This window comes from Streptomyces sp. NPDC051452 (assembly GCF_044454765.1).
Taxonomy (GTDB): Bacteria; Actinomycetota; Actinomycetes; order Streptomycetales; family Streptomycetaceae; genus Streptomyces.
In genome coordinates this window covers 1-21,380 of record NZ_JBITEB010000001.1, presented here as the reverse complement: position 1 = coordinate 21,380, position 21,380 = coordinate 1, and the positions used below count along the sequence as shown (strand labels likewise).

At 72.1% G+C, this 21,380-nt stretch carries 20 protein-coding genes and 1 riboswitch; of the genes, 4 read left to right on the top strand and 16 right to left on the bottom strand.

The window, feature by feature from the left end; all coding sequences use genetic code 11:
• Positions 1–19 precede the first annotated feature (19 nt).
• The 8 genes from ACIBA9_RS00100 to ACIBA9_RS00065 all read right to left on the bottom strand — a co-directional run bounded on the left by ACIBA9_RS00100 (position 20) and on the right by ACIBA9_RS00065 (position 8,613).
• Positions 20–1,219 (bottom strand): glycine C-acetyltransferase, encoded by a 1,200-nt coding sequence (locus tag ACIBA9_RS00100; protein WP_399359091.1) that lies wholly within the window; start codon positions 1,217–1,219, stop codon positions 20–22.
• 61 nt (positions 1,220–1,280) lie between these two features.
• Positions 1,281–2,309 (bottom strand): L-threonine 3-dehydrogenase, encoded by a 1,029-nt coding sequence (gene tdh / locus ACIBA9_RS00095; protein WP_399359090.1) that lies wholly within the window; start codon positions 2,307–2,309, stop codon positions 1,281–1,283.
• Between the two features lie 177 nt (positions 2,310–2,486).
• Positions 2,487–3,062 carry a GAF domain-containing protein gene (locus tag ACIBA9_RS00090; RefSeq protein WP_399359089.1) on the bottom strand — a complete coding sequence of 192 codons (576 nt, stop codon included), beginning with the start codon at positions 3,060–3,062 and terminating at the stop codon, positions 2,487–2,489.
• A 61-nt stretch (positions 3,063–3,123) separates the two neighbouring features.
• Positions 3,124–3,723: a GTP-binding protein gene (locus tag ACIBA9_RS00085; protein WP_399359088.1), complete on the bottom strand. Its 600-nt coding sequence runs from the start codon at positions 3,721–3,723 to the stop codon at positions 3,124–3,126.
• Complete coding sequence (locus ACIBA9_RS00080) at positions 3,701–4,072, bottom strand: DUF742 domain-containing protein (RefSeq protein ID WP_362152230.1); 372 nt, start codon at positions 4,070–4,072, stop codon at positions 3,701–3,703. Before ACIBA9_RS00080 ends, ACIBA9_RS00085 begins: the two co-directional genes overlap by 23 nt.
• Before the next feature lie 2 nt (positions 4,073–4,074).
• Positions 4,075–4,509, bottom strand: a complete 435-nt coding sequence (locus ACIBA9_RS00075) for a roadblock/LC7 domain-containing protein (RefSeq protein ID WP_362152162.1) — start codon at positions 4,507–4,509, stop codon at positions 4,075–4,077.
• A gap of 89 nt (positions 4,510–4,598) precedes the next feature.
• Positions 4,599–6,962, bottom strand: a complete 2,364-nt coding sequence (locus ACIBA9_RS00070) for an ATP-binding protein (RefSeq protein ID WP_399359087.1) — start codon at positions 6,960–6,962, stop codon at positions 4,599–4,601.
• Positions 6,963–7,446: 484 nt separating this feature from the next.
• Positions 7,447–8,613, bottom strand: coding sequence for an MBL fold metallo-hydrolase (locus ACIBA9_RS00065; protein WP_399359086.1), 1,167 nt, complete (start codon positions 8,611–8,613; stop codon positions 7,447–7,449).
• A 181-nt stretch (positions 8,614–8,794) separates the two neighbouring features.
• Here ACIBA9_RS00065 and ACIBA9_RS00060 point away from each other — a divergent pair, with 181 nt between their 5' ends.
• Together ACIBA9_RS00060 and ACIBA9_RS00055 are read left to right on the top strand one after the other, a co-directional pair.
• On the top strand, positions 8,795–9,979 hold the full coding sequence (locus ACIBA9_RS00060) for a Glu/Leu/Phe/Val dehydrogenase dimerization domain-containing protein (RefSeq protein WP_399359085.1): 1,185 nt from the start codon (positions 8,795–8,797) through the stop codon (positions 9,977–9,979).
• 162 nt (positions 9,980–10,141) lie between these two features.
• Positions 10,142–10,762, top strand: coding sequence for a TetR/AcrR family transcriptional regulator (locus ACIBA9_RS00055; RefSeq protein ID WP_399359084.1), 621 nt, complete (start codon positions 10,142–10,144; stop codon positions 10,760–10,762).
• Between the two features lie 80 nt (positions 10,763–10,842).
• On the opposite strand, the gene ACIBA9_RS00050 is transcribed toward ACIBA9_RS00055, so the two are convergent.
• The 3 genes from ACIBA9_RS00050 to ACIBA9_RS00040 form a co-directional block, all read right to left on the bottom strand.
• Entirely contained in the window at positions 10,843–11,628 is a 786-nt protein-coding gene (locus ACIBA9_RS00050) for an SGNH/GDSL hydrolase family protein (protein ID WP_362152233.1), read from the bottom strand.
• Positions 11,629–11,906: 278 nt separating this feature from the next.
• Positions 11,907–12,827, bottom strand: a complete 921-nt coding sequence (locus tag ACIBA9_RS00045; RefSeq protein WP_399359083.1) for a peptidoglycan DD-metalloendopeptidase family protein — start codon at positions 12,825–12,827, stop codon at positions 11,907–11,909.
• A 4-nt stretch (positions 12,828–12,831) separates the two neighbouring features.
• Positions 12,832–12,994: riboswitch (cyclic di-AMP (ydaO/yuaA leader) on the bottom strand.
• A gap of 301 nt (positions 12,995–13,295) precedes the next feature.
• Complete coding sequence (locus ACIBA9_RS00040) at positions 13,296–15,368, bottom strand: alpha-galactosidase (RefSeq protein ID WP_399359972.1); 2,073 nt, start codon at positions 15,366–15,368, stop codon at positions 13,296–13,298.
• A gap of 171 nt (positions 15,369–15,539) precedes the next feature.
• Here ACIBA9_RS00040 and ACIBA9_RS00035 point away from each other — a divergent pair, with 171 nt between their 5' ends.
• Positions 15,540–16,337, top strand: a complete 798-nt coding sequence (locus ACIBA9_RS00035; RefSeq protein WP_362152177.1) for a tyrosine-protein phosphatase — start codon at positions 15,540–15,542, stop codon at positions 16,335–16,337.
• 61 nt (positions 16,338–16,398) lie between these two features.
• On the opposite strand, the gene ACIBA9_RS00030 is transcribed toward ACIBA9_RS00035, so the two are convergent.
• Both ACIBA9_RS00030 and ACIBA9_RS00025 read right to left on the bottom strand, forming a co-directional pair.
• Complete coding sequence (locus ACIBA9_RS00030) at positions 16,399–16,521, bottom strand: DUF6126 family protein (RefSeq protein ID WP_399359082.1); 123 nt, start codon at positions 16,519–16,521, stop codon at positions 16,399–16,401.
• Entirely contained in the window at positions 16,518–17,141 is a 624-nt protein-coding gene (locus ACIBA9_RS00025; protein WP_362152182.1) for an XRE family transcriptional regulator, read from the bottom strand. Before ACIBA9_RS00025 ends, ACIBA9_RS00030 begins: the two co-directional genes overlap by 4 nt.
• Positions 17,142–17,295: 154 nt before the next feature.
• On the opposite strand from ACIBA9_RS00025, the gene ACIBA9_RS00020 reads away from it, so the two are divergent.
• Positions 17,296–17,592 (top strand): hypothetical protein, encoded by a 297-nt coding sequence (locus ACIBA9_RS00020; RefSeq protein WP_399359081.1) that lies wholly within the window; start codon positions 17,296–17,298, stop codon positions 17,590–17,592.
• 68 nt (positions 17,593–17,660) lie between these two features.
• On the opposite strand, the gene ACIBA9_RS00015 is transcribed toward ACIBA9_RS00020, so the two are convergent.
• From ACIBA9_RS00015 to ACIBA9_RS00005, 3 genes are all read right to left on the bottom strand, one after another.
• A complete protein-coding gene (locus tag ACIBA9_RS00015; protein WP_399359080.1) occupies positions 17,661–19,046 on the bottom strand; it encodes an aspartate aminotransferase family protein in 1,386 nt (461 codons plus the stop codon).
• Positions 19,043–20,941 carry a 1-deoxy-D-xylulose-5-phosphate synthase gene (gene dxs, locus ACIBA9_RS00010; RefSeq protein ID WP_399359079.1) on the bottom strand — a complete coding sequence of 633 codons (1,899 nt, stop codon included), beginning with the start codon at positions 20,939–20,941 and terminating at the stop codon, positions 19,043–19,045. Before dxs ends, ACIBA9_RS00015 begins: the two co-directional genes overlap by 4 nt.
• 31 nt (positions 20,942–20,972) lie before the next feature.
• Positions 20,973–21,380, bottom strand: a 408-nt coding sequence (locus ACIBA9_RS00005; protein WP_399359078.1) for a flavodoxin-dependent (E)-4-hydroxy-3-methylbut-2-enyl-diphosphate synthase, incomplete at its 5' end; no start/stop codon positions are given.

The window sequence follows — 21,380 nt, the reverse complement described above, 5'->3', positions numbered from 1 at the left end:
CCCAGGCGGACCGCCCTGGTCAGGCGGCCAGCTCGGCACGCGCCGCGACGAAGGCGTCGACCGCGCGGTCGACGTCCTGCGTGGAGTGCGCGGCGGACAGCTGGACGCGGATACGGGCCTGGCCCTGCGGGACGACCGGGTAGGAGAAGCCGATCACGTAGACCCCGCGCTCCAGCAGAAGTTCGGCCATCCGGGCCGCCCGCGCGGCGTCGCCGATCATGACGGGCGCGATGGCGTGGTCACCGGGGAGGATGTCGAAGCCCTCCTCGGTCATCCGGCGGCGGAACAGCGCGGTGTTCTCGGTGAGCCTGACGCGCAGGTCGTCGGCCGACTCCAGCAGGTCGAGGACCTTGAGGGACGCGGCCGCGATCACCGGGGCGAGCGTGTTGGAGAACAGGTACGGGCGGGAGCGCTGGCGCAGCAGCGCGACGATCTCGGCGCGGGCGGCGACGTAGCCGCCGGAGGCGCCGCCGAGGGCCTTGCCGAGGGTGCCGGTGATGATGTCGACGCGGTCCATGACGCCGTGCAGTTCCGGGGTGCCGCGGCCGGTGGGGCCGACGAAGCCGACGGCGTGCGAGTCGTCGACCATGACCATGGCGTCGTAGCGCTCCGCGAGGTCGCAGATCTCGGCGAGCGGGGCCACATAGCCGTCCATGGAGAAGACGCCGTCGGTGACGACGAGCTTGCGCCGCGCGCCGCCCTCGGTGGCCTCCTTGAGCCTGGCCTCCAGGTCGACGAGATCGCGGTTGGCGTACCGCAGGCGGCGAGCCTTGGACAGGCGGATGCCGTCGATGATGGAGGCGTGGTTGAGGGCGTCGGAGATCACCGCGTCCTCCTCGCCGAGCAGGGTCTCGAAGACACCGCCGTTGGCGTCGAAGCAGGAGGAATACAGGATCGTGTCCTCCTGGCCGAGGAACGCCGACAGGCGCGCCTCCAGCTCCTTGTGGACCTCCTGGGTGCCGCAGATGAAGCGGACGGATGCCATGCCGTAGCCCCAGCGGTCCAGCGCCTCGTGGGCGGCGGCGATCACCTCGGGGTGGTCGGCCAGCCCGAGGTAGTTGTTGGCGCAGAAGTTGAGGACCTCGCCGGGGCGGCCGCCGGCGGTGACGCCGACGGTCGCGGACTGCGGGGTACCGATGACCCGCTCGGGCTTGTGCAGGCCGGCGGCGCGGATCTCGTCGAGGGTGGCGCGCAGGTCGTCTCGTACGGTGTCGAACACGGGAAAGCTCCTGGGATGTGCGTGGCGCGAGGGGCGGGGAGGGAGGGGGTGCGGTCCGCGGTCACTCGGTCCAGTCGAGGATGACCTTGCCGCCCTTGCCGCTGGCGGCGTCGGCGAAGGCGGCCTCGAAGTCGCGGTAGCCGTACCGGCCGGTGATCACCGGGGCGAGGTCGAGGCCGCTCTCCAGCAGCACCGACATCGCGTACCAGGTCTCGAACATCTCGCGGCCGTAGATGCCCTTGATGGTGATCATCGAGGTGACGATCCGCGCCCAGTCGACGGGGAACTCCTGCGCCGGCAGGCCGAGCATCGCGATCCGGCCGCCGTGGGTCATGTTGGCGATCATGTCCCGCATGGCCTCGGGGCGGCCGGACATCTCCAGGCCGATGTCGAAGCCCTCGCGCAGGCCCAGCTCCCGCTGACCGTCGGCGATCGTCGTCCCGGCCACGTTCAGGGCGAGGCTCACGCCGATCTTGCGGGCCAGTTCCAGGCGCTCCTCGCTGACGTCGGTGACGACGACGTGGCGGGCGCCCGCGTGCCGGGCCACCGCGGCGGCCATCAGGCCGATCGGTCCGGCGCCGGTGATCAGGACGTCCTCACCGACCAGCGGGAACGACAGCGCGGTGTGCACGGCGTTGCCGAACGGGTCGAAGATGGCGGCGATGTCGAGGTCGACGGGGACGCGGTGCACCCACACGTTGGACGCGGGCAGCGCGACGTACTCGGCGAAGGCGCCGTCCCGGCCGACGCCGAGGCCGACGGTGGCCCGGCACAGGTGGCGGCGGCCGGCCAGGCAGTTGCGGCACTTGCCGCACACCAGGTGACCCTCGCCGCTGACCCGGTCGCCGATGCGGATCTCGGCGACGTCCCGGCCGACCTCGACGACCTGCCCGACGAACTCGTGGCCGACGACGAGGGGCGTGCCGATCGCCTGCTGCGCCCAGCCGTCCCAGGCCCGGATGTGCAGGTCGGTGCCGCAGATACCGGTCCGCATGACCTTGATGAGCACGTCACCGGGGCCGATCGTGGGCTCCGGGACGTCCGTCAGCCAGAGCCCGGGCTCCGCCTTCTCCTTGACCAGCGCCTTCAACGCTACGGCTCCTGTGGGTGAGGTCCCGGCCCACGGCGATGCCGAAGCAGCCCGCACCGGGTCAGAGGGGTGGTGGAATCACCCCGCAATCTGCCGTATGCGCGGGCCCGGGTCCATCGAGCTTTTCTTAACCGGCGCCTCAGCTTTCCTTCATGCCCCTCCCGACGCTCGCCCATGTCACAGGGGCAGACCGTCCTCCACGCTCCGCTCGAACCGGACGACCAGGTCGGCTGCCAGGGCTTTGATGGTCTCCAGGCCCGCGCGTCCCCAGACCCGGGGTGCCGTGTCGGCGGCACACACGGTGCCGAGAGCCATGCCGGAACTGTCGATAAGCGGCGCGCCGAGATACGACCGAATGCCGTACTCGTCGACGACAGGATTGCCGGCGAACCGTGGATAGTCGCGGACGTCCTCGAGGACCAGCGCCTTGCGGCGGACCACCACATGGGGGCAGAAACCGTGGTCGCGCGGCAGGGTCCGGCCGAGTTCGGCCCGGGTGCCGTCCTCGCGGACGAGCGGCGCCACGGCGGGGACGCGCAGGCCCGCGAAGAACTGGTGGTCCTCGCCGATGAAGTTGACCATGGCGTACGGCGCCCCGGTGAGCTGGGCCAGGTGCTCGGCGAAGACGTCGAGGGCCGGGGCGGGCCGGTCGGCCAGGCCGAGCCGGCGCAGCCGGCGGACCCGGGCGGGGGCCTCTTTGTCCTCGGGGGTGAGCAGCAGACCCCGGACCGGCCGGGGCGGCTCGTAGCTCATGGCCGGGCTCCGTCGCTGTGGGCGTACCTCATACAGGGGCTCCGTGGGCGGTAGGGCGGAATCACATGTGGGCGCCACGGGTGGGCGCGGGCTCCGGGGTGTGGGCGAGCAGATGACGGACGAGGGTGAGCAGGGTCTGGACGCCGGAACTGGAGATACGGGCGTCGCAGCGGACGATCGGGACCTCCGGGGCCAGGTCGATGGCGGCCCGCACCTCCTCGGGGTCGTAGCGGTAGGAGCCGTCGAACTCGTTGACGGCGATGATGAAGGCGAGCCCGCGCTCCTCGAAGAAGTCGACGGCGGCGAAGCACTCCTGCAGCCGGCGGGTGTCGGCGAGGATGACGGCGCCGAGCGCGCCCTCGGACAGCTCGTCCCACATGAACCAGAACCGCTCCTGTCCCGGCGTGCCGAACAGGTACAGGACGTGTTCGGGATCGAGGGTGATCCGGCCGAAGTCCATGGCGACCGTGGTCTCCATCTTGTTCTCGATGCCCTCGAGGTTGTCCGTCGCGACGCTGACCGTGGTGAGCAGCTCCTCCGTACTGAGCGGCGCGATCTCGCTGACCGCGCCCACGAAGGTCGTCTTGCCGACGCCGAACCCGCCCGCCACGAGGATCTTGAGGGCGGTGGGGAACGGGTCAGAGCTGTCGTCGTAGTCCATCGAGCACTGCCTCCAGCAGAGACCGGTCAGTGGGTGTGTGGTGGAACGCGGGCGGCTTGGTGGTGAGCGCACCGCAGTCGACCAGGTCGGAGAGCAGCACCTTGGTGACCACGGCGGGCAGTCTCAGCTGGGCGGCGGCCTCGGCGACCGAGACCGGGGCCCGGCACAGGTCGAGTGCCTGTGCGTGCTCGGGTCCGAGGTAGCCGAGCGGGGTCACTCCGGTGGCCATCACCTGCGACATCAGGTCGAGGGCGACGCTCGGCTCGGTGCGGCCGTTGCTGACCGTGAACGGGCGCACCAGCCGTCCGGCCGCGTCGTCGAGCCAGGGTCCGTCGCCGGCCGTGGCCACGCTCAAGGCCTCGTCGCCGTGGATTCGACGGCGTGCTGCCGGGGCGCGGTGACCAGGTAGGGGCGGACGCTCTTGACCAGCATCGCCATCTCGTAGCCGAGGACGGCCGCGTCCGCCTCCCGGCCGGCCAGCACCGCCAGGCAGGTGCCGGAGCCGGCGGTGGTGACGAACAGCAGGGTGGAGTCGAGTTCGACGACGACCTGGCGGACGTCTCCGCCGTCACCGAACCGGATGCCCGCGCTGCGGCCGAGCGAGTACAGGCCGGAGGACAGGGCCGCCATGTGGTCGGCGCTGTCGGGGTCGAGACCGTGTACGGACTTCACCAGTCCGTCGCTCGACAGGAGCACCGCGCTGCTGGTGTGCGGTACGCGCTGCACGAGGCCGCTCAGCAGCCAGTCGAGGTCGGAGGCGTGGGCGGTCGGCGCATCGCTCGCCATGGTGGATCGACTCCTTGGGGGTACGTAGCGTCTGCGGGAGCGCTGGTAGGGGGCTTACGGGTGCTCGGGGCGCACCGGGGGCGGGGCGGTCAGCCGGCCGGGGCGCTCCCGTCGGGCCGGCCGTCGCCATGGGTTCCGTCGGATACGGGCGCGTGGGTGCGCGCCTGGGGTGGGGGCACTGAGGCCAAGTGGTCCGGGACCGTGTGGTGGGGCGCCATGTGGTCCGGGACCGGGTCGTCCGGGGCCATGTCGTCCGGGACCGTGTGGTGGGGCGCCATGTGGTCTCCGCCCATGTGGTCCCCGCCCATGGAGTTCGTCTCCATGTGGTGCGTGGCCATGTGGTGCGTGGCCATGTGGTGCGTGGCCATGTGGGGTGGGCCTTCGGACCCGGCGTGTGCGCGCGGGGGTTCGGCGGGATCGGGCGTGGAGTCCATGTGCCGGGGCCCCCGGTAGGCCGGTTCCCCGTAGGTCCACTTCAGGCCGGATGGCTCCGGGGGCTGTGCATCCAGGCCCGGCAGCTCTCCGTACGGCGGCTGCCGGTCCGGTGACGTGTCGCTCGCCGATCCCGTGTGCTGCTGTGCCTCGGCGAGGCCCATCCCGCGCTGGAACGCGGCCATCAGACCCGGGTCGTGGCACACGGCGGTGTCGCACTCCTGGCGGGGAGCGGGACCGCCGCGCAGCTGGGGCACGAGATGTTCCTGGGCACGGCGCCTGGGCAGTTGGGGTTTGTCCATGGTGCCGCGCACGGTGCCGTCACGCGGGGTGGGCAGGATGCCCGCATGCGCCTCCACCATCTGACGGTCCTCGGCGCTGATGCCGGGCAGGGCCTCGGCGGGATTCGGCCGGGCGATCCGGGCACCGCGCACGGGGAGCGGGGCGGCCGGCCCGCCGGTCCGGCCGCCGGAGCCGCTCTCCCCACTCCGGCGCCCGGAGCCGCGCTGGGCGTGTCGGCGCCGCCCGGTACCAGGAGCCGAGCCGGGCCCGGGCGCCGTCCCGGATTCCACCCCGGGTCCGGGGCCTGTCCCGGGGCCAAGTCCGAGCCTCGAGTCGCTCATGGCCTCGGCCGTGGCCTCCGACGCCCTCCGCTCCCCGGCGATGTGTTCTTCGGGGACCTGCTCTCCCGGAATCCGCTCCGGTGGCGCCGGTGGCACCGGTAGCGCCGGGACCCGCTGCGGCGGCGCTACGGGCACCGCCGGCTCGGGCGTCGGCTGCGCCGGTCCGGTGGTCGCGCCGGTCGGCTCGGGCGCCGTGCCCAACAGCACCTGTGGGACGACGAGTACGGCCTGGACACCGCCGTAGATGTTGGTCTGCAACCGCACGGTGATGCCGTGCCGGCGGGCGAGCTGGGACACGACGTAGAGGCCGATGCGGCCGTCGGCCAGCAGGCTGGCCACGTTGACCTGGTCGGGGTCGCAGAGCAGCGCGTTCATCCGGTGCTGTTCGACGACAGGCATGCCGAGTCCCCGGTCCTCGACCTCCACCGCGAGCCCGGAGGTGACCAGGTTGGCGCGGAGCAGCACCTGTGTCTGCGGGGCGGAGAACACCGTGGCGTTCTCGATGAGTTCGGCGAGCAGATGGATGACGTCGGCGACGGCGTGGCCGCGCAGCTCGCCGGCGATCGGCGGCACCAGCTTGACCCGGGAGTACTGCTCGACCTCGGCGATGGCGGAGCGCAGCACCTCGGTCATGCTCACCGGGTTGCTCCACTGGCGCCGGGAGACGGCGCCGCCGAGCACGGCGAGGTTCTCGGCGTGCCGCCGGATCCGGGTGGCCAGGTGGTCGACGTGGAACAGGCCCTTGAGCAGGGCGGGGTCCTCGATCTCGTTTTCCAGCTCGTCGAGGATCGAGATCTCCCGGTGCACGAGGGACTGCAGCCGCCGCGCGAGGTTGACGAAGACCTCCAGCTTCTGTTCGTTGCCCGCCTGGCTGGAGAGCTGGGCCGCCCGCACGACGGCGGTGACGGCGCCGTCGTGCGCGCGGGCCAGGTCGGCGGCGAGCAGTTCGAAGTCGTCGGCGTCCGCCGGCGACCGGCGGCGCGGGGCGCGCTGCGGCGGCGGGGTCTCGCCCTGGCGCAACGCGTCGACGAGGGCGTGCAGGTCGGCCTCGCCGCGCGCCGTCGTGCGGCGCAGCGCGTCCACCCGGTCCGTGACGGAGCGGGCGGCCCGGTCGGCGGCCACGGCGGCGATGAGGATGCCCGCGACGGCGACGGTGACCGCCCCGGCGAGCACCGCCCACAGGGTGGGCCCGGTGCGCCCGCCCAGGGAGCGGATGCTGAACAGCACGGCGGCGGTGGCGCTGAGCGCGACCGCGAGGGGCGGCAGTACCGCGAGCCGCATGAGCTGGGGCCGTATATGCGTTTCGGGCAGTGCGGGAGCGGGTCGGGCGACCGGCCGCCCGTGCCGGCCGCCCTCGCGGCGGTCGGCGCGCGTGGCCGGTGCTCGGAGGTGAGACATCTGCGTCCTCGTACTGGTCCGTCGGGCCTGTTCTCTCGCGAGGTGCGGGCATGCGTGGATGCGCGCGCACGTCATCGCGATGCCGGTCGGCGGGACCGCTGCACGCGGCCCTACGACGCCCGACGGACACTCACAGTAGTTGCCTGCGCATCATGTGCGGTGGGCAGTTGACAAAGTACTGCGAGGAGCGTCCCGCTCTGGTATGAAGCCTCGTACGAAAGACCGATAGTCGGGCCCGGACCCGCCCGGCAACCCGAAAGCAATCGATAACACCTGGTCAAAACCGGTCAGCGGCAGGGGTGCCCGCAATGGACAGGGGCCGACCCGCGTCTGCGGATCGGCCCCTGAGGGGACGGTGTCGCGCCGTCGCCCCGCACCCGGCGGGCCGGAACGTGCCGCCAGGCTGCCCGCCACATTGTCACGGAGAGTATCGGCGTTGGCCTTACCCTTGCGGGTGCTCCCGGATCGGCGGGGAACGGCTCGTTCAGCCGCGCTTGGGCGGCTCGGCGACGAAGGCGCCGACGGAGCGCCAGGTACGCCGGACGTCACCCGACACGCCCCGCCACCACGCCTCGGCCGGGAGCTTGCCCGCCGGTTCGAAGGGCTCGCCGGGCCGGGGCAGGGCGACGGCCTGGCCGGCCTCCTCCGCCGCCTCCTTCGTCCACTCCCCCGGCTCGGCCCAGGCGTGCGGCGCCAGGTTGAAGGTGGCCCAGTGGATCGGCAGGAGCACTCCGTGCGGTGCACCGCCCTGGAGGTCGAGATGGGCGCGCAGTCCCTCCCCGGGCGTCATGTGGATGTCGGGCCAGAACTCGCTGTAGGCCCCGAGCTGGATCATCGTGGCGTCGAACGGGCCGTGCGCGGCGCCGATGTCCTTGAAGCCGTCGAAGTAGCCGGTGTCGCCGCTGTGGTAGATCCGGTGCTCGTCACCGGCGACCGCCCAGGACGCCCAGAGGGTGTGCTGGGTGTTGCGCAGTCCGCGCCCGCAGAAGTGGCGGGCCGGGGTGGCCGTGAGGGTGAGGCCGCCGACCTTGGTGGACTCGTGCCAGTCCAGTTCCCGCAGGCGGTCCGGGGAGACACCCCAGTGTTCGAGGTGGGCGCCCACGCCGAGGGGCACCGCGAACACGGTGTCCGTGCCGGCGAGCGCCTTGATGGTGGGCAGGTCCAGGTGGTCGTAGTGGTCGTGCGAGATCACGACGACGTCGACCTCGCCGAGCGCGGCCAGCGGCAGCGGCACGGGGTGCAGCCGCTTCGGGCCGGCGAAGGGGAAGGGGGAGCAGCGCTCGCCCCAGACGGGGTCGAACAGCACCCGGTGGCCGTCGATCTCCGCGAGCACGCTGGAGTGCCCCATCCAGGTCAGCCGCAGCCCCGTGGCGGGCGGTGCGGCCAGGTCGGCGTAGGTCGTGGGGTGCACCGGGACGGTTCCCTTGGGCGCCCGCAGGGGCCGGGTGTCCTTGTCGAGGAACACCTTCGCGAAGTCCAGCGCGGAGCCGGAGGGGCGGGTGCGGGCCACACCGCCGGGGTTCTGGAAGACGCCGTCCTTGAAGTGCGGGGAACGGCGGATGCGCGCGAGGCGCTCACCGCCCGGGTCCGCGCCGAAGGCCGCGGGCCGCAGCGCGCGAAGGCCGGAGCTCGAGGGACGCGGACCGGTCACGGTACCTCCAGGAGACGTGGCTGAGGTCCTCCATTATGGTCGGCGTGCCCGGGAGCCCGGGACCGCCGGGCCCTCTTCGAACCGCCGGCGGGCGCTCCCGAAGGCGCGTCCGGCGCGTTGACAGGGTCCGGAGCGGCTCCGAATACTGACTCACGGTTCAGTAACAGCCCGAGGAGACCCCATGACCGCCCCCGCCCCGCTGCTCTCGCTGTCCTGGACCGACCACGTCACCGGCCGGCGGGGCTTTCTGGTCGTGGACCGGCTGGTACGGGGCGTGGCGAGCGGCGGACTGCGGATGCGCCGGGGCTGCACGCTGGCGGAGGTGGCGGGGCTTGCCCGCGGCATGACGATGAAGGAGGCGCTGCACTACGACCCCGAGGCCCGCTACGTCCCGCTCGGCGGCGCCAAGGGCGGCATCGACTGCGATCCGCGGGCCCCGGAGGCGTACGGGCTGCTGGTGCGCTACCTGCGTGCGATGCGGCCGTACGTGGAGAGCTGCTGGACCACCGGCGAGGATCTGGGGTTGAGCCAGGACCTGGTGGACCGCGCGGCGGCGGAGGCGGGCCTGGTCTCCTGCGTTCAGGCGGTGTACCCGCTGCTGGACGACGAGACGGCGGCTCGGGGGCGGCTCGCGGAGGCGTTCGCGGTCGACGTGGACGGCATCGGACTGGACGAGCTGGCCGGTGGCTGCGGGGTCGCCGAGTCGGTGCTCGCGGCACTCGACCGGGCGTCGGTGCCGTATCGGGGCACCCGGGTCGCCGTCCAGGGGTTCGGCACGATGGGCGGGGCCACCGCGCGCTTCCTGGCGCGCGCGGGTCTGACCGTGGTCGCCGTCGCCGACGTCAAGGGCACGATCGCCAATCCGGCGGGCCTGGACGTCGAGGCGCTGCTGGCCGGGCGGGACGGCTACGGCACGGTGGACCGAGGGGTGCTGCGCTCCGGCGACCGCGAACTGCCCGGCGACGCCTGGCTGTCCGTGGCGGCGGAGGTACTCGTGCCGGCGGCCGTGTCGTACGCGATCGGCGTGGCCGACCAGGCGCGGATCGGTGCCCGCTGGATCGTCGAGGCCGCCAACATGCCCGTACTGCCCGAGGCGGAGGCGCTGCTGACCGCGCGCGGGGTGACGGTGCTGCCGGACGTGGTGGTCAACTCCGCGACGAACGCCTGGTGGTGGTGGACGCTGTTCGGTGACATCGGCGCCGATGCCGACGAGGCGTTCGCGCACATCCGGCGGTCGATGCGCGCCCTGGTCGCTCTGGTGCTCGACCGCGCGGAAGCCGACGGCACGACCCCGCGAACGGCCGCGCACGCCGTGGTGACCGCCCGGCTGCCGGTGATCGCGGAACGCTTCGGATGGTACCGCTGAGCGAGCCCGGGCCCGTCTCGCCGGGCTCCTGCGGCCGCCGGTGCCACTGGCCTTCGAGCGCTCCGCCTCCGGTGCCGCCCGCCGGGGTTGCCCCGGGTGGTGTCGTCCGGCCGGCCGGTGGGCTCTTTGGGCAGGTCCTTGACAAAGGGCTAGGGTGACCGCGTGGCGAGAGTGCGGTTGAGTGTGGCCGAGCGGCGGGAGGACCTGCTGCGGGCCGCCATCGGGCAGATCGAGGCGCGGGGCGTGGCGGCGATCAGGATCGCCGACGTGGCCGCGACGCTCGGGGTGAGCAACGCGCTGGTGCTGTACCACTTCTCCACCAAGGAGAAGCTGGTCGCGGCCGCGTTCTCGTACGCGGCGCAGGACGACCTCTCACATCTGCGCAAGCTGCTGGGCCGCCGCACGTCGGCCCTGCGCCGGCTGCGGGCGGCGGTGCGCTGGTACGCGCCCACCGGACAGGCCAAGGGCTGGCGGCTGTGGATCGAGGGCTGGGCCGTGGCCCTGCGCGAACCCGCCCTGCGCGAGGTCTCCCGGGATCTGGACAAGCAGTGGAAGGCCGCGATCACCGAGGTCATCGCCGAGGGTGTGGCGGCGGGCGAGTTCACGTGCGCCGACCCTGCCGCTACCGCCCTGCGGCTGACGGCCCTGCTGGACGGCCTGGCCGTACAGCTGACGTCGTACCCGGGGGCGGTGCCGCGCTCGCGCGCACAGGAGTGGGTCGACGAGGCCCTGGCCCGGGAACTGGGCCTGGACCGGCGGGCGTTGACCGAACGCGGGCGATAGGGGCGCGGCCGGAGACGACGGCATGGCACGCGCCGGCCCCGGGCCGCCCGGGTGAACGGCCCGGAGCGGGCGCGGCGGGGTCAGGCCACGGAGGCGATCCGCGACTTGATGTCGTCCGGCGACAGGGAGCCCTTCGCCGTCACATGGTCGCCGGAGGACTCGCCGCGCAGCCGCCGGCCGATCCACGGGACGAGGAACTCGCGAGCCCACTGGACGTCGTCGCGCCGGACCTCCAGGGTGCCGCGCTGCGGCAGCGGCGGCCACGGCTGTTCCGGGTCGGCCGGGACGTCGAGGCCGAGGGCGAGCCCGGCCCGCAGGGCCACGCGCGTGTGTCCCTCGGGTGAGAGGTGGAGCCGGTCGCTGTCCCAGGCCCTGCGGTCCTGCACCGACTTGAGGGACCACAGGTCCAGCACGGGACAGCCGTAGCGGTCGGCGATCGCCCGGACATGCCCGTTGTACGTGGCGATCTTGCCGCGCAGATGCCTGAGCACCGGGACGCCCCGGGTGTCGAAGCCGGTCGTCACCATCACCCTGCCCGCCACCGCCGCCAGCCGGGCCACAGCCCGCTCGAACCGCTCGGCCACCTCGTCGGGGTCGGTGCCCGGACGGATGATGTCGTTGCCGCCGGCGCAGAAGGAGACCAGGTCCGGGGCCAGTTCGGCGACCTGGGGGACCTGGTCGGCCACGATCTGGTCCAGCAGCTTCCCGCGTACGGCGAGGTTGGTGTATCGGAAGTCGCCCTCGGGGCGCCGGTCGGCGAGGAGCACCGCGAACCGGTCCGCCCAGCCGACGAAGGCGCCGCCCGGGCCCGGATCGCCGACGCCCTCGGTGAAGCTGTCCCCCAGCGCCACGTACGACCCGATCACTGATGTGTTGTCACTCTTCGAATCGTCTGCCACGTCGGACCATGATTCACCTTGGGATGTGACCTACGCGACCGTAGGCGGGGGTTGACGACTGGTGAGAAGGGCCACTCTTAAATACTTCGTCAATCTTGGAATAGGCCTGCCGGTGGACACGTTGAGATTGTGATCGTCGTACGGAAGGACCGGCTCCGCCCGGACACGCCGAAGGCCGGACCCGGGGATCGGGGGTCCGGCCTTCGGGGGCTCGGTGGGCGAGCAGTTCGCCCGCGAGGTGACGCTCAGCCGACGGCGACGCCGTGCTCGCGCAGATAGCCGACCGGGTCGATGTCGGAGCCGTAGTCCGGCGTGGTGCGGATCTCGAAGTGCAGATGGGGGCCGGTCACGTTGCCGGTGGCGCCGGACAGGCCGATCCGCTGACCCGTGCTCACGCTCTGGCCGGCCGAGACGGAGAGCCGGGAGAGGTGGGCGTACTGGGCGTAGTGGCCGTCGGCGAGCTTGATGACGACCTGGTTGCCGTACGCGCCGCCCCAGCCGGCGGAGACGACCGTGCCCGCCGCCACGGCCTGGAGCGGGGTGCCGGGCGGGACGACGAAGTCGACGCCGGTGTGGTACCCGCTGGACCACATGCTGCCTGCCACGTGGTAGCCGGTGCCGATGGTGGCGCCGGACACGGGGAGGGTGAAACCGGTGGCGGGAGCCGGGGTGATGGCGCCGGACGGCCGGGCGGCCGGGGCCGCCTGCGCCGGGGCGGACCGGACGGGGGCCGGGGACGGGGTCGTGGCCGAGGAGTGCTGCCGGGGTGCGGATACGGCGGAGTCCCGCGCGGCCCGCTCGCCGATGGTGAGCTTCAGACCGGGGTGGATCAGTGCCGGGTCGGCGCCGACGGCCTGCCGGTTGTCCTCGTAGAGCCGCTGCCAGCCGCCGCCTACGTGCCGGCGTTCGGCGATGGTGGCGAGGCAGTCGCCGGACTGCACCGTGTAGGTGCCTGCCGCCGCGCCAGGCTGGACGGCGGTCTTCTGCGCCGCGGCCCGGACGGACTGGACGGCCTTTCCGGGGAGGGACTGCGCCGGGGTGGCGGCATGCGCGCCGACGGCCGCGAACAGCGGGAGGGCCAGCGCCGCGCCGCCGGTTCCGGCGACGGCGGCGGAGCGGGAAAGACGCGGGGTCTTGGGACGTCGGTGCTTACCCTTGGCGGGCATGGCGCATTCCTCTCCGACGCCTGCGAGGTCAGCTGTCGGGTTCGGGCTGGAGCTGCCCGGCCGTGTGACACACGGCTTCACCCCGAGCCTGTCGCGGAGACCGGACAGGCAGTCGTACCTGGTGGGTCCCCCGCTCCTGCCGAACGCGGGTCAAGTGTGTGGGAGTCCGGGCGGCGGCAGGATTCGGCGTTCCGTCCGGATCGGTGGTGAACGTAAGCGAGCGGCAGGCACGGAAACAAGCAGCCGGCTCCCCTTGTCCGTCTTCCGCAAGATCGAAGGCGCGCATACGCGGACACCCTCCGTGCATTCCCGCCCCCGGGTCCCGCCGATTCGCCTTTCCCGTACCGGAATTACGTGGACATGACACACCACGGACGGTCACCGATATGACCCTCCTCACGCGCCACCCCACCACAGGCCCTCATGTCACTACCAGTTGGGATCAAGGCGTCGATTCAGGCATACGCATCAGATGCGGTGGAGGCGGATAATCGCCGCATCGAGGTCGCCCGTCAGGCCGGTACGCAGGCCGTGGTGCAGCAGGACGGCCCCTCGATGGACCGCGCCCGTTTCACGGCATTCGTACGATGCCGTGGGGTCGAGTCCGCGCAGCCGAACCGCCGGCGCGGGTTCCCCATGGCGCTGCGCCTGCAGCCAGGCGAGGACCACCGTCTCGTCCCCGAGGACGTACTGGACGGCGCTCAGGCCGCCCCTCGGGGGCCGCAGCCGGTACAACGCGCCGCGCTGGACGACCGGGCGGATCTCCTTGTACAGGGCCACCCACCGCCCGGCCTCGGCCAGCTCCCGCGCGCTCCAGCGCGTGAGGTCACCGCCGACTCCGAGGACGCCGGCCATGGCGCTGACGAAACGGAAGCGCAGGGTGCTGACCCTGCCGTTGAGCTGCGTGTTCGGGCTGTCGGTGACCCAGGCGGCCATGATCCGGGCGGGATGGATCTGGCTGAAGCCGTGCTGGATGGCGAGCCGGTCCAGCGGATCGGTGTTGTCGGAGGTCCACACCTGGTCGGTGCGGCTCAGCACCCCGAGATCGATCCTGCCGCCACCGCCCGAGCACGACTCGAAGGCGACCTTGGGGTGTGCCGCCCGCAACCGGTCCAGCAGGGCGTACAGGGCGCGCACATGGTCCACCCACAGCCGCTGCGGATACGGTTCACCGGGCCAGCCGGCGTCGGTGAAGCAGCGGTTGAAGTCCCACTTCACATAGTCGATCGGGGCACTGGACAGCAGGGCGTCCAGCCGCTCCCACAGGTACTCCCGGACGTCGTCGCGGGCGAGGTTGAGGACGAGCTGGTTGCGCTGCTCCGTGCGCCGCCGCCCCGGCCGGTACTGCACCCAGTCGGGGTGGGCGCGGTACAGGTCGCTGTCCGGGTTGACCATCTCGGGCTCTACCCAGATGCCGAACCGCATGCCGAGGCCGTGCACCCGGTCGGCGAGGGGCCTCAGGCCGTGCGGGAAGCGGTCGGGGTTGGGGGTCCAGTCACCGAGCCCGGCCCGGTCGCTGGTACGTGCGCCGAACCAGCCGTCGTCCACCACGAACAGCTCGACGCCGATCTCGGCGGCGCGGTGGGCGAGGGCGGTCTGCTGTTCCTCGGAGATGTCGAACTTCGTCGCCTCCCAGCAGTTGAAGAGGACGGGCCGGTCCCGGTCCGCGTCCGGGATGACGTACGCGCGCTGGTAGGCGTGCCAGGCACGGCTCGCGCCCCCGAAGCCGCCGTCGCTCCACAGCCCCGCGAAGACGGGGGTGGTGTACGCCTCCCCCGGCCGCAGGAGCAGCAGCCCGGAGTCGTCGTGACCGGCGCCACCGGTGATCTGCACGCGCGCGTCGGGGAGTTGGGCGACGGCGATGCGCCAGGTGCCGGACCAGCCCAGGGCGCAGCCGTAGACCTCGCCGCTCTCCTCGGTCGCGTCGGTGTCGAGCGCCACCCAGGGCAGGTGCTGGTGGCCGGTGTGGCCGCGCCGGCTGCCGATGACCTTCTCGCCGTAGGTGAGGGGCGCGGTGGTGAGGCGGGACTCGGCGGCCCAGCGGCCGTGCAGCTGGGACAGGCGCCAGCCCTCCCGGTCGGGCAGGGTCCAGGTGGCGGCGTCGGCCCGCAGCAGCTCCACGCGCGCGTGAGTGCCGTTCGCCACGGTCACCCAGCGCTCCACGACGTCCCCGCGCATCCGGTAGTGCAGGGTGATCTCCACCCCGTCGTCGCGAAAGCGCAGCCGCAGTTCGTCACCCGCCGAGTCGTACGACTCGAAAGCCCACTCCGTGCCGCGGCGCTCGTCCGTGCGCACCGAGAGGGCGGGGCGGGTGAAGCGGGGGCCGCCCTCGACGGGGTATTCCTCCCGGCCGTCGAGCGGGGACTCGAAGGGCCGGTGGCCGGGCGGCGGGCTCTCTGCCAGCGCCTGCGCGTCCGCGAGGCCGATGCGCGGGCCCCAGTGCAGATGGAGCAGTTCGTCCGCCGGGGTGAGATGCAGGGCGTAGCTGCTGGTGGGACCCGACAGGAGCCAGGTATGACCGTCTTCGGCGACGTCCGCCATCGAGACCTCACAGGTGCCAACGGATCCGCTCAAGTGCGAACATCATCGGGTGTGGTTCCGCTGGTGACAATGCCTGTGGACAACTCATTGCCCGAGGAAAGCAATGTCGTATGGTCGACGGAACGCCCGTCGGCGAGCCGCGCCGGCGGCGCCCTTTCGGGAGGAGCCCCCGTGACGCAGCAGGTCCCGTCGACCGAGCCGGAGCTGGCCGGAGTGCGCAATTTCCGCGACGTGGGCGGACTGCCCACCGTGGACGGACGACGGGTGCGACACGGCGTGCTGTTCCGCAGTGGGCATCTGGCGCACGCCACGGCCGAGGACGCGGTCTTCCTCGCCTCCCTGGGCCTGCACACGGTCTTCGACTTCCGCAACGCGGCCGACCGGAAGCTGGAAGGCCCGGACATCGAGCTGCCCGGCGTGCGGAACGTGAACCTCCCGCTGAGCGATCCGGCGGACGGCGCCGAATTCTGGAAGATGGTCCGCGACGGCGACCTCGACCAGCTGCGCTCGATCCTGGACGAGGGCAAGGCCGCGGCCCGGATGACGGCCTCCTACCGGAGGATCGTCAAGGAGCGCACGGCCGAGCACTCCCGGGTGCTGCGCGCGCTCGCCGAGGACAGCGTGCCGGCGCTGATGCACTGCGCGGCGGGCAAGGACCGCGCCGGCATCTCGATAGCCGTCACACTCCTCGCGGTGGGCGTGGAACGCGAGGCGGTCGTCGCCGACTACCTGGAGTCGAACGCCAAGCACCGCCGCTACAAGGTCCGCCGCAACGGCAGCCCGGACACCGCGTACACCCCCGAGGTGATGGAGCTGCTCAGCCCGCTCTTCGACGCGCGCGCCGAGTATCTGGAGGCGGCCTTCGCGAGCATCGAGGAGACCTGGGGCGGCTTCGACGCCTATGTGGAGCAGGGCCTCGGCCTCTCCTCACGGGAGCGGGACCGGCTCGCCGCGCGCCTGCTGGACTGACCGGACCGGAACGCCCCCGACCGCGCGGGGCGGCGCGGCGCGATGCGGCGCCGCCGCGCGCTCAGCCCTTGGCGCCCACCGCGAACAGCAGGTAGAGGAACGCGGCGAGGACATGGCCGAGGGCGATGTAGATGATCAGGCGGATCCACAGGGCACGGGGGAACTTCGTCTCGAAGTCGCTCATGGCAGCTCTCCGGTCAAGGGGCCCAGGCACAGCGTGGCCGTGGGGCTCTGCAGCAGGGTGTGGACGAACAGCAACTCCACGCCGTCGTGGTCCTCGGCGGCGATGCGGTGCGGGGTGAGCGAGTCGAAGTGCGCGCTGTCCCCGGGTGCGAGCAGGTGCGCGGTGTCACCGAGGCGCAGTCGCAGGCGCCCGGTGAGGACGTAGAGCCACTCCTCGCCGGGGTGGACGCGCACGATGTCGCCCTGCGCCCCGTACGGCACGCGCACGCGCAGGGCCTGCATGCCGCGGCCCGGCGCCCCGGCCTGGAGGTACGTCCAGCCGCCCGCGCGGGTCGGTTCCATGTCGGCGGCCCGGACGATCGCGTCCCGGTCGGCGACGGTCTCTCCCAGCAATTCGGAGACGGTCGTACCGTAGATACGGGCGAGCGCGAGGAGCATCGGCAGCGAGGGCTGGCGGTGCCCGGTCTCCAGGCGGGACAGGTGGGCGGGCGAGAGCCCGGCGGTGCGGGCCGCGGCCTCCAGGGTGAGGCCGGCCCGCCGGCGCAGCGCCCGCAGCCGGAGCGCGACCGGGGGCAGGTCGCCGCCCTGGTCCGCCGGCGGCACGGCATCTGAGGCGTTCATGCCTCCATTGAGCCCGAGGCTTGCCTCTGCGGCAAATTTCTTGCCTGTCAGGCAAAGACCGGAGCCCCCGATGGGATGGGAGCCGTCGTGCTACGGTCGAGCCTAGTATTTGAACGCGTTCAAAAGGGGGACGTGTTCACAAGGGGGTAACGGCATGTCCGGTAACAGCTCGGTACGGCGGGACGACTCGGAGTCACCGGCCGTCGCCCTGGGCCCGCTCTCCGTCGTCCTCGGCGCCTTCGCCGCCGCCGGCTTCTGGCCGACGCTCATGTTCCTCCTGCTCCCGTGGTCGCTGATCGCCGGCGGGCTCGCGGTCACCTTCGGCGCCATGGGCATCTACTACGCCGACCGCGGACTGGGCCGGCTGTGGACCGCCGTCGTCGGACTCGTCCTGGGCACCACCGGGCTGACGAGCCTGTTCCTCTACTTCGTGGTGCTCAGCGCGTGGTAGCGGCGTGAACGGCGCGTGCCCCGCCGGGCGGGCCCGGCGGGGCACGGTGAGGGACGCGCGCCCGGCGGTCAGCGGTTCGCGACCGCCTGTTTGATCAGTGTCTTGCCGAAGTCCCACATCAGGCCGCCGCCGCTGTGCGCGTCGTCCATCACGGCCGTGAAGGCGTCCACGAACCGGTCCACGTCGGCCTCGTCGACGACCAGCGGCGGGATGAGCTTGATGACCTCCAGGTGGTCACCGGACACCTGGGTGAGGATCCGGTGCCGCTGGAGCAGCGGGACGACGACCATCTGCGCGAACAGGCCCTTGCGTGCGGCCTGGAGCATGGTCCAGCGACCGCGCAGCTTCAGCGAGGACGGCCTGCCGAACTCGATGCCGATCATCAGTCCGCGGCCCCGGACGTCGGCGAGCAGTTCGTAGGTGTCGATCAGCGCGGTCAGCCGGGACTTCAGCAGCTCGCCGGTGGTGCGCACCTGGGCGACGATCTGTTCGTTCTCCATGACCGACAGCACGGCGAGCCCGCACGCCATCGCCTGCGCGTTGCCGCCGAAGCTCGCCGAGTGGACCAGCACCCGGTCCATGGACGAGTAGACCTTCTTGAAGATCCAGTCCTTGCCGAGGGTGGCGCCTACGGGGACGTAACCGCCGGAGAGGGCCTTGGCCACGCACACCAGGTCCGGTTCGACGCCGTCCTCGTGCTGGTAGGCGTAGAAGTCGCCGGTGCGGCCGAGTCCGGTCTGCACCTCGTCGGCGATGAGCAGCGCCTTGTGCCGGTGCAGCAGCTCCTGGGCGGCGCGCAGATAGCCCGGTGGAGCCTCGTGCACGCCCTTGCCCTGGATCGGCTCGACGATCAGGGCCGCGACGTCCCCCTTCTTCAACTCCCGTGCCAGGGCGCCGAGATCACCGAGGGGCACGGCGGTGTCGGGCAACAGTGGAGCGAAGCCGTCACGGAAGCCGTTCTCGCCGTTGACCGAGAGGGAGCCGGTGGTCAGGCCGTGAAAGGCGTGATCGCAGTAGAGGACGCGGGGCCTGCCGGTGGCGTAGCGGGCGAACTTCAGGGCCGTCTCCACCGCCTCGGTGCCGCTGTTGCCGAAGAACACCCGGTCCAGGTGCGGGCTGTGGGCGAGGAGCCGCTCCGCGAGCAGGCCGGGCAGCGGCTGGCAGTCGAAGCGGGTGAGGTCGGCGAGGTCGAGGTCGAGGACGTCGTGCAGTGCCTTGCGGACCACCGGGTGATGGCGGCCCAGCCCCATCACGCCGAACCCGGCGAGCATGTCCAGATAGTCGTTGCCGTCGGCGTCGAAGAAATGGGCGCCCTCCGCGCGCTCGTAGACCTTGTCGAAGCCGATGGTGCGCAGCATGCGCGGCAGTTGCGGGTTCAGATACCCGGTGTGCAGCTCGTAACGTTCGGCTCCGCGCTCGGCGAGCAGGGCGCCGAGGTCGAACTCCCTGGTCATGCACTCTCCTTGACTGCGCCGTCGACGTCCTTGACGGCCAGGCTCGCACTGATCCGCCCGGCGATCTCGACGGGTGTGAGTCCGATGTCGGCCAGCACCTCGCCGCGCTTGGCGTGGGCGAGGAACTGCTCCGGGATGCCGAACCGCCGCACCGGCACGTCCACGTCGGCGTCGCCGAGGGCCAGGGCGACGGCCGAACCGACGCCTGCCGCACGGCTGTTGTCCTCCACCACGGCGACCAGGCGGTGCTCTGCGGCGAGCCCGGGCAGGGCGGGGTCGACGGGTTTGACCCAGCGGGGGTCGACCACCGTGCAGCGCACCCCCCCGGCCTGGAGGAGTTCGGCGGCCCGCAGGCACACCGGGGCCATCACGCCGACCGCCACCAGCAGCACCTCGGGGCGCTCGGCGCGGTACAGCACGTCCATGGCGCCCACGTGGTCCACGGCCGGGATGTCCGGGCCGACGGACTCCTTCGGGAAACGGACCAGGGTGGGCGCGTCGTCCACGGCGACGGCCTCGCGCAGCTGGGCCCGCAACTGGCCGGCGTCGCGCGGGGCGGCGATCCGCAGACCGGGGACGACCTGGAGGACCGACATGTCCCACATGCCGTTGTGGGACGCGCCGTCCACGCCGGTGACGCCGGCCCGGTCCAGCACGAAGGTCACCCCGCAGCGGTGCAGGGCCACGTCCATCAGCAGCTGGTCGAAGGCGCGGTTGAGGAAGGTGGCGTAGACGGCGACGACCGGGTGCAGTCCGCCGGTGGCCAGCCCCGCCGCGGAGACGGCCGCGTGCTGCTCGGCGATGCCCACGTCCCACACCCGGTCCGGGAAGCGCTCGGCGAACGCGCCCAGGCCCACCGGGTGCAGCATGGCCGCCGTGATGGCGACGACGTCGTCCCGCTCCTCCCCGATCCGTACGATCTCCTCGCCGAACACCGAGGTCCAGGACGGTCCGCCGGCGGGCACGAGGGGCGCGCAGGTCAGCGGGTCCATCACGCCGACGGTGTGGAAGTGGTCCTCCTCGTGGGCGAGCGCGGGCTCGTAGCCGCGGCCCTTCTCCGTGAGGCAGTGCACCAGGACCGGACCGTGGAACCGTTTCGCCCGGCGCAGCGCGGACTGTACGGCGCCGAGGTCGTGGCCGTCGATCGGGCCGAGGTACTTCAGTCCCAGGTCCTCGAACATGCCCTGCGGGGCGAAGGCGTCCTTGAACCCCTTCTTCGCGCCGTGCAGGGACTCGTAGACGGTGTTGCCGACCACCGGGGTCCGCAGCAGCAGGTCCTTGCCCCAGGCGAGGACCTTCTCGTAGCCGTCCGTGGTGCGCAGGGTGGCCAGGTGGTTGGCGAGACCGCCGATGGTCGGGGCGTAGGAACGCTCGTTGTCGTTGACGACGATGATCAGCGGCCGGTCCTTGGCGGCCGCGATGTTGTTCAGCGCCTCCCACGCCATGCCGCCGGTCAGCGCGCCGTCCCCGATGACCGCGACGACGTGCCCCTTCTCGCCCTGCACCCGCTTGGCCTTGGCGAGGCCGTCGGCCCAGCCGAGCGCGGTGGAGGCGTGGCTGTTCTCGATGACGTCGTGCTCGGACTCCTCGCGCGAGGGGTAACCGGACAGGCCGCCCTTGCCCCGCAGCTTGGAGAAGTCCTGACGTCCTGTCAGCAGCTTGTGCACATAGCTCTGGTGACCGGTGTCCCACAGGATCCGGTCGACCGGCGACTCGAAGACCCGGTGGAGCGCGATGGATAGTTCCACCACTCCCAGATTGGGTCCGAGATGACCGCCGGTTCTCGACACCGCGTGCACCAGGAACTCGCGGATCTCCTCGGCCAGTTCGCCGAGTTCCGCCTCGGACAGCGCCTTCAGGTCACGTGGTCCGCGGATCGTCTCCAGAATGGTCATGCCCAGGCCCCCTCTCGGTCCTGCCTTTACCTCAACCCAACTGTTCCGCGGGGCTCGTCCGCTCGGCGAGCTTCATGGCCTCCTCGATGAGCGTCTCCACGATCTTGGACTCGGGGACGGTCTTGATGACCTCGCCCTTGACGAAGATCTGGCCCTTGCCGTTGCCCGAGGCGACGCCGAGGTCGGCCTCGCGGGCCTCGCCCGGACCGTTCACCACACAGCCCATGACGGCGACGCGCAGCGGGACCTCCATGCCGGTGAGGCCGGCGGTGACCTCTTCGGCGAGCTTGTAGACGTCGACCTGGGCGCGGCCGCAGGACGGGCAGGAGACGATCTCCAGGCCGCGCTGCTTGAGGTTCAGCGACTCCAGGATCTGGATGCCGACCTTGACCTCCTCGGCGGGCGGTGCCGACAGGGAGACGCGGATGGTGTCGCCGAT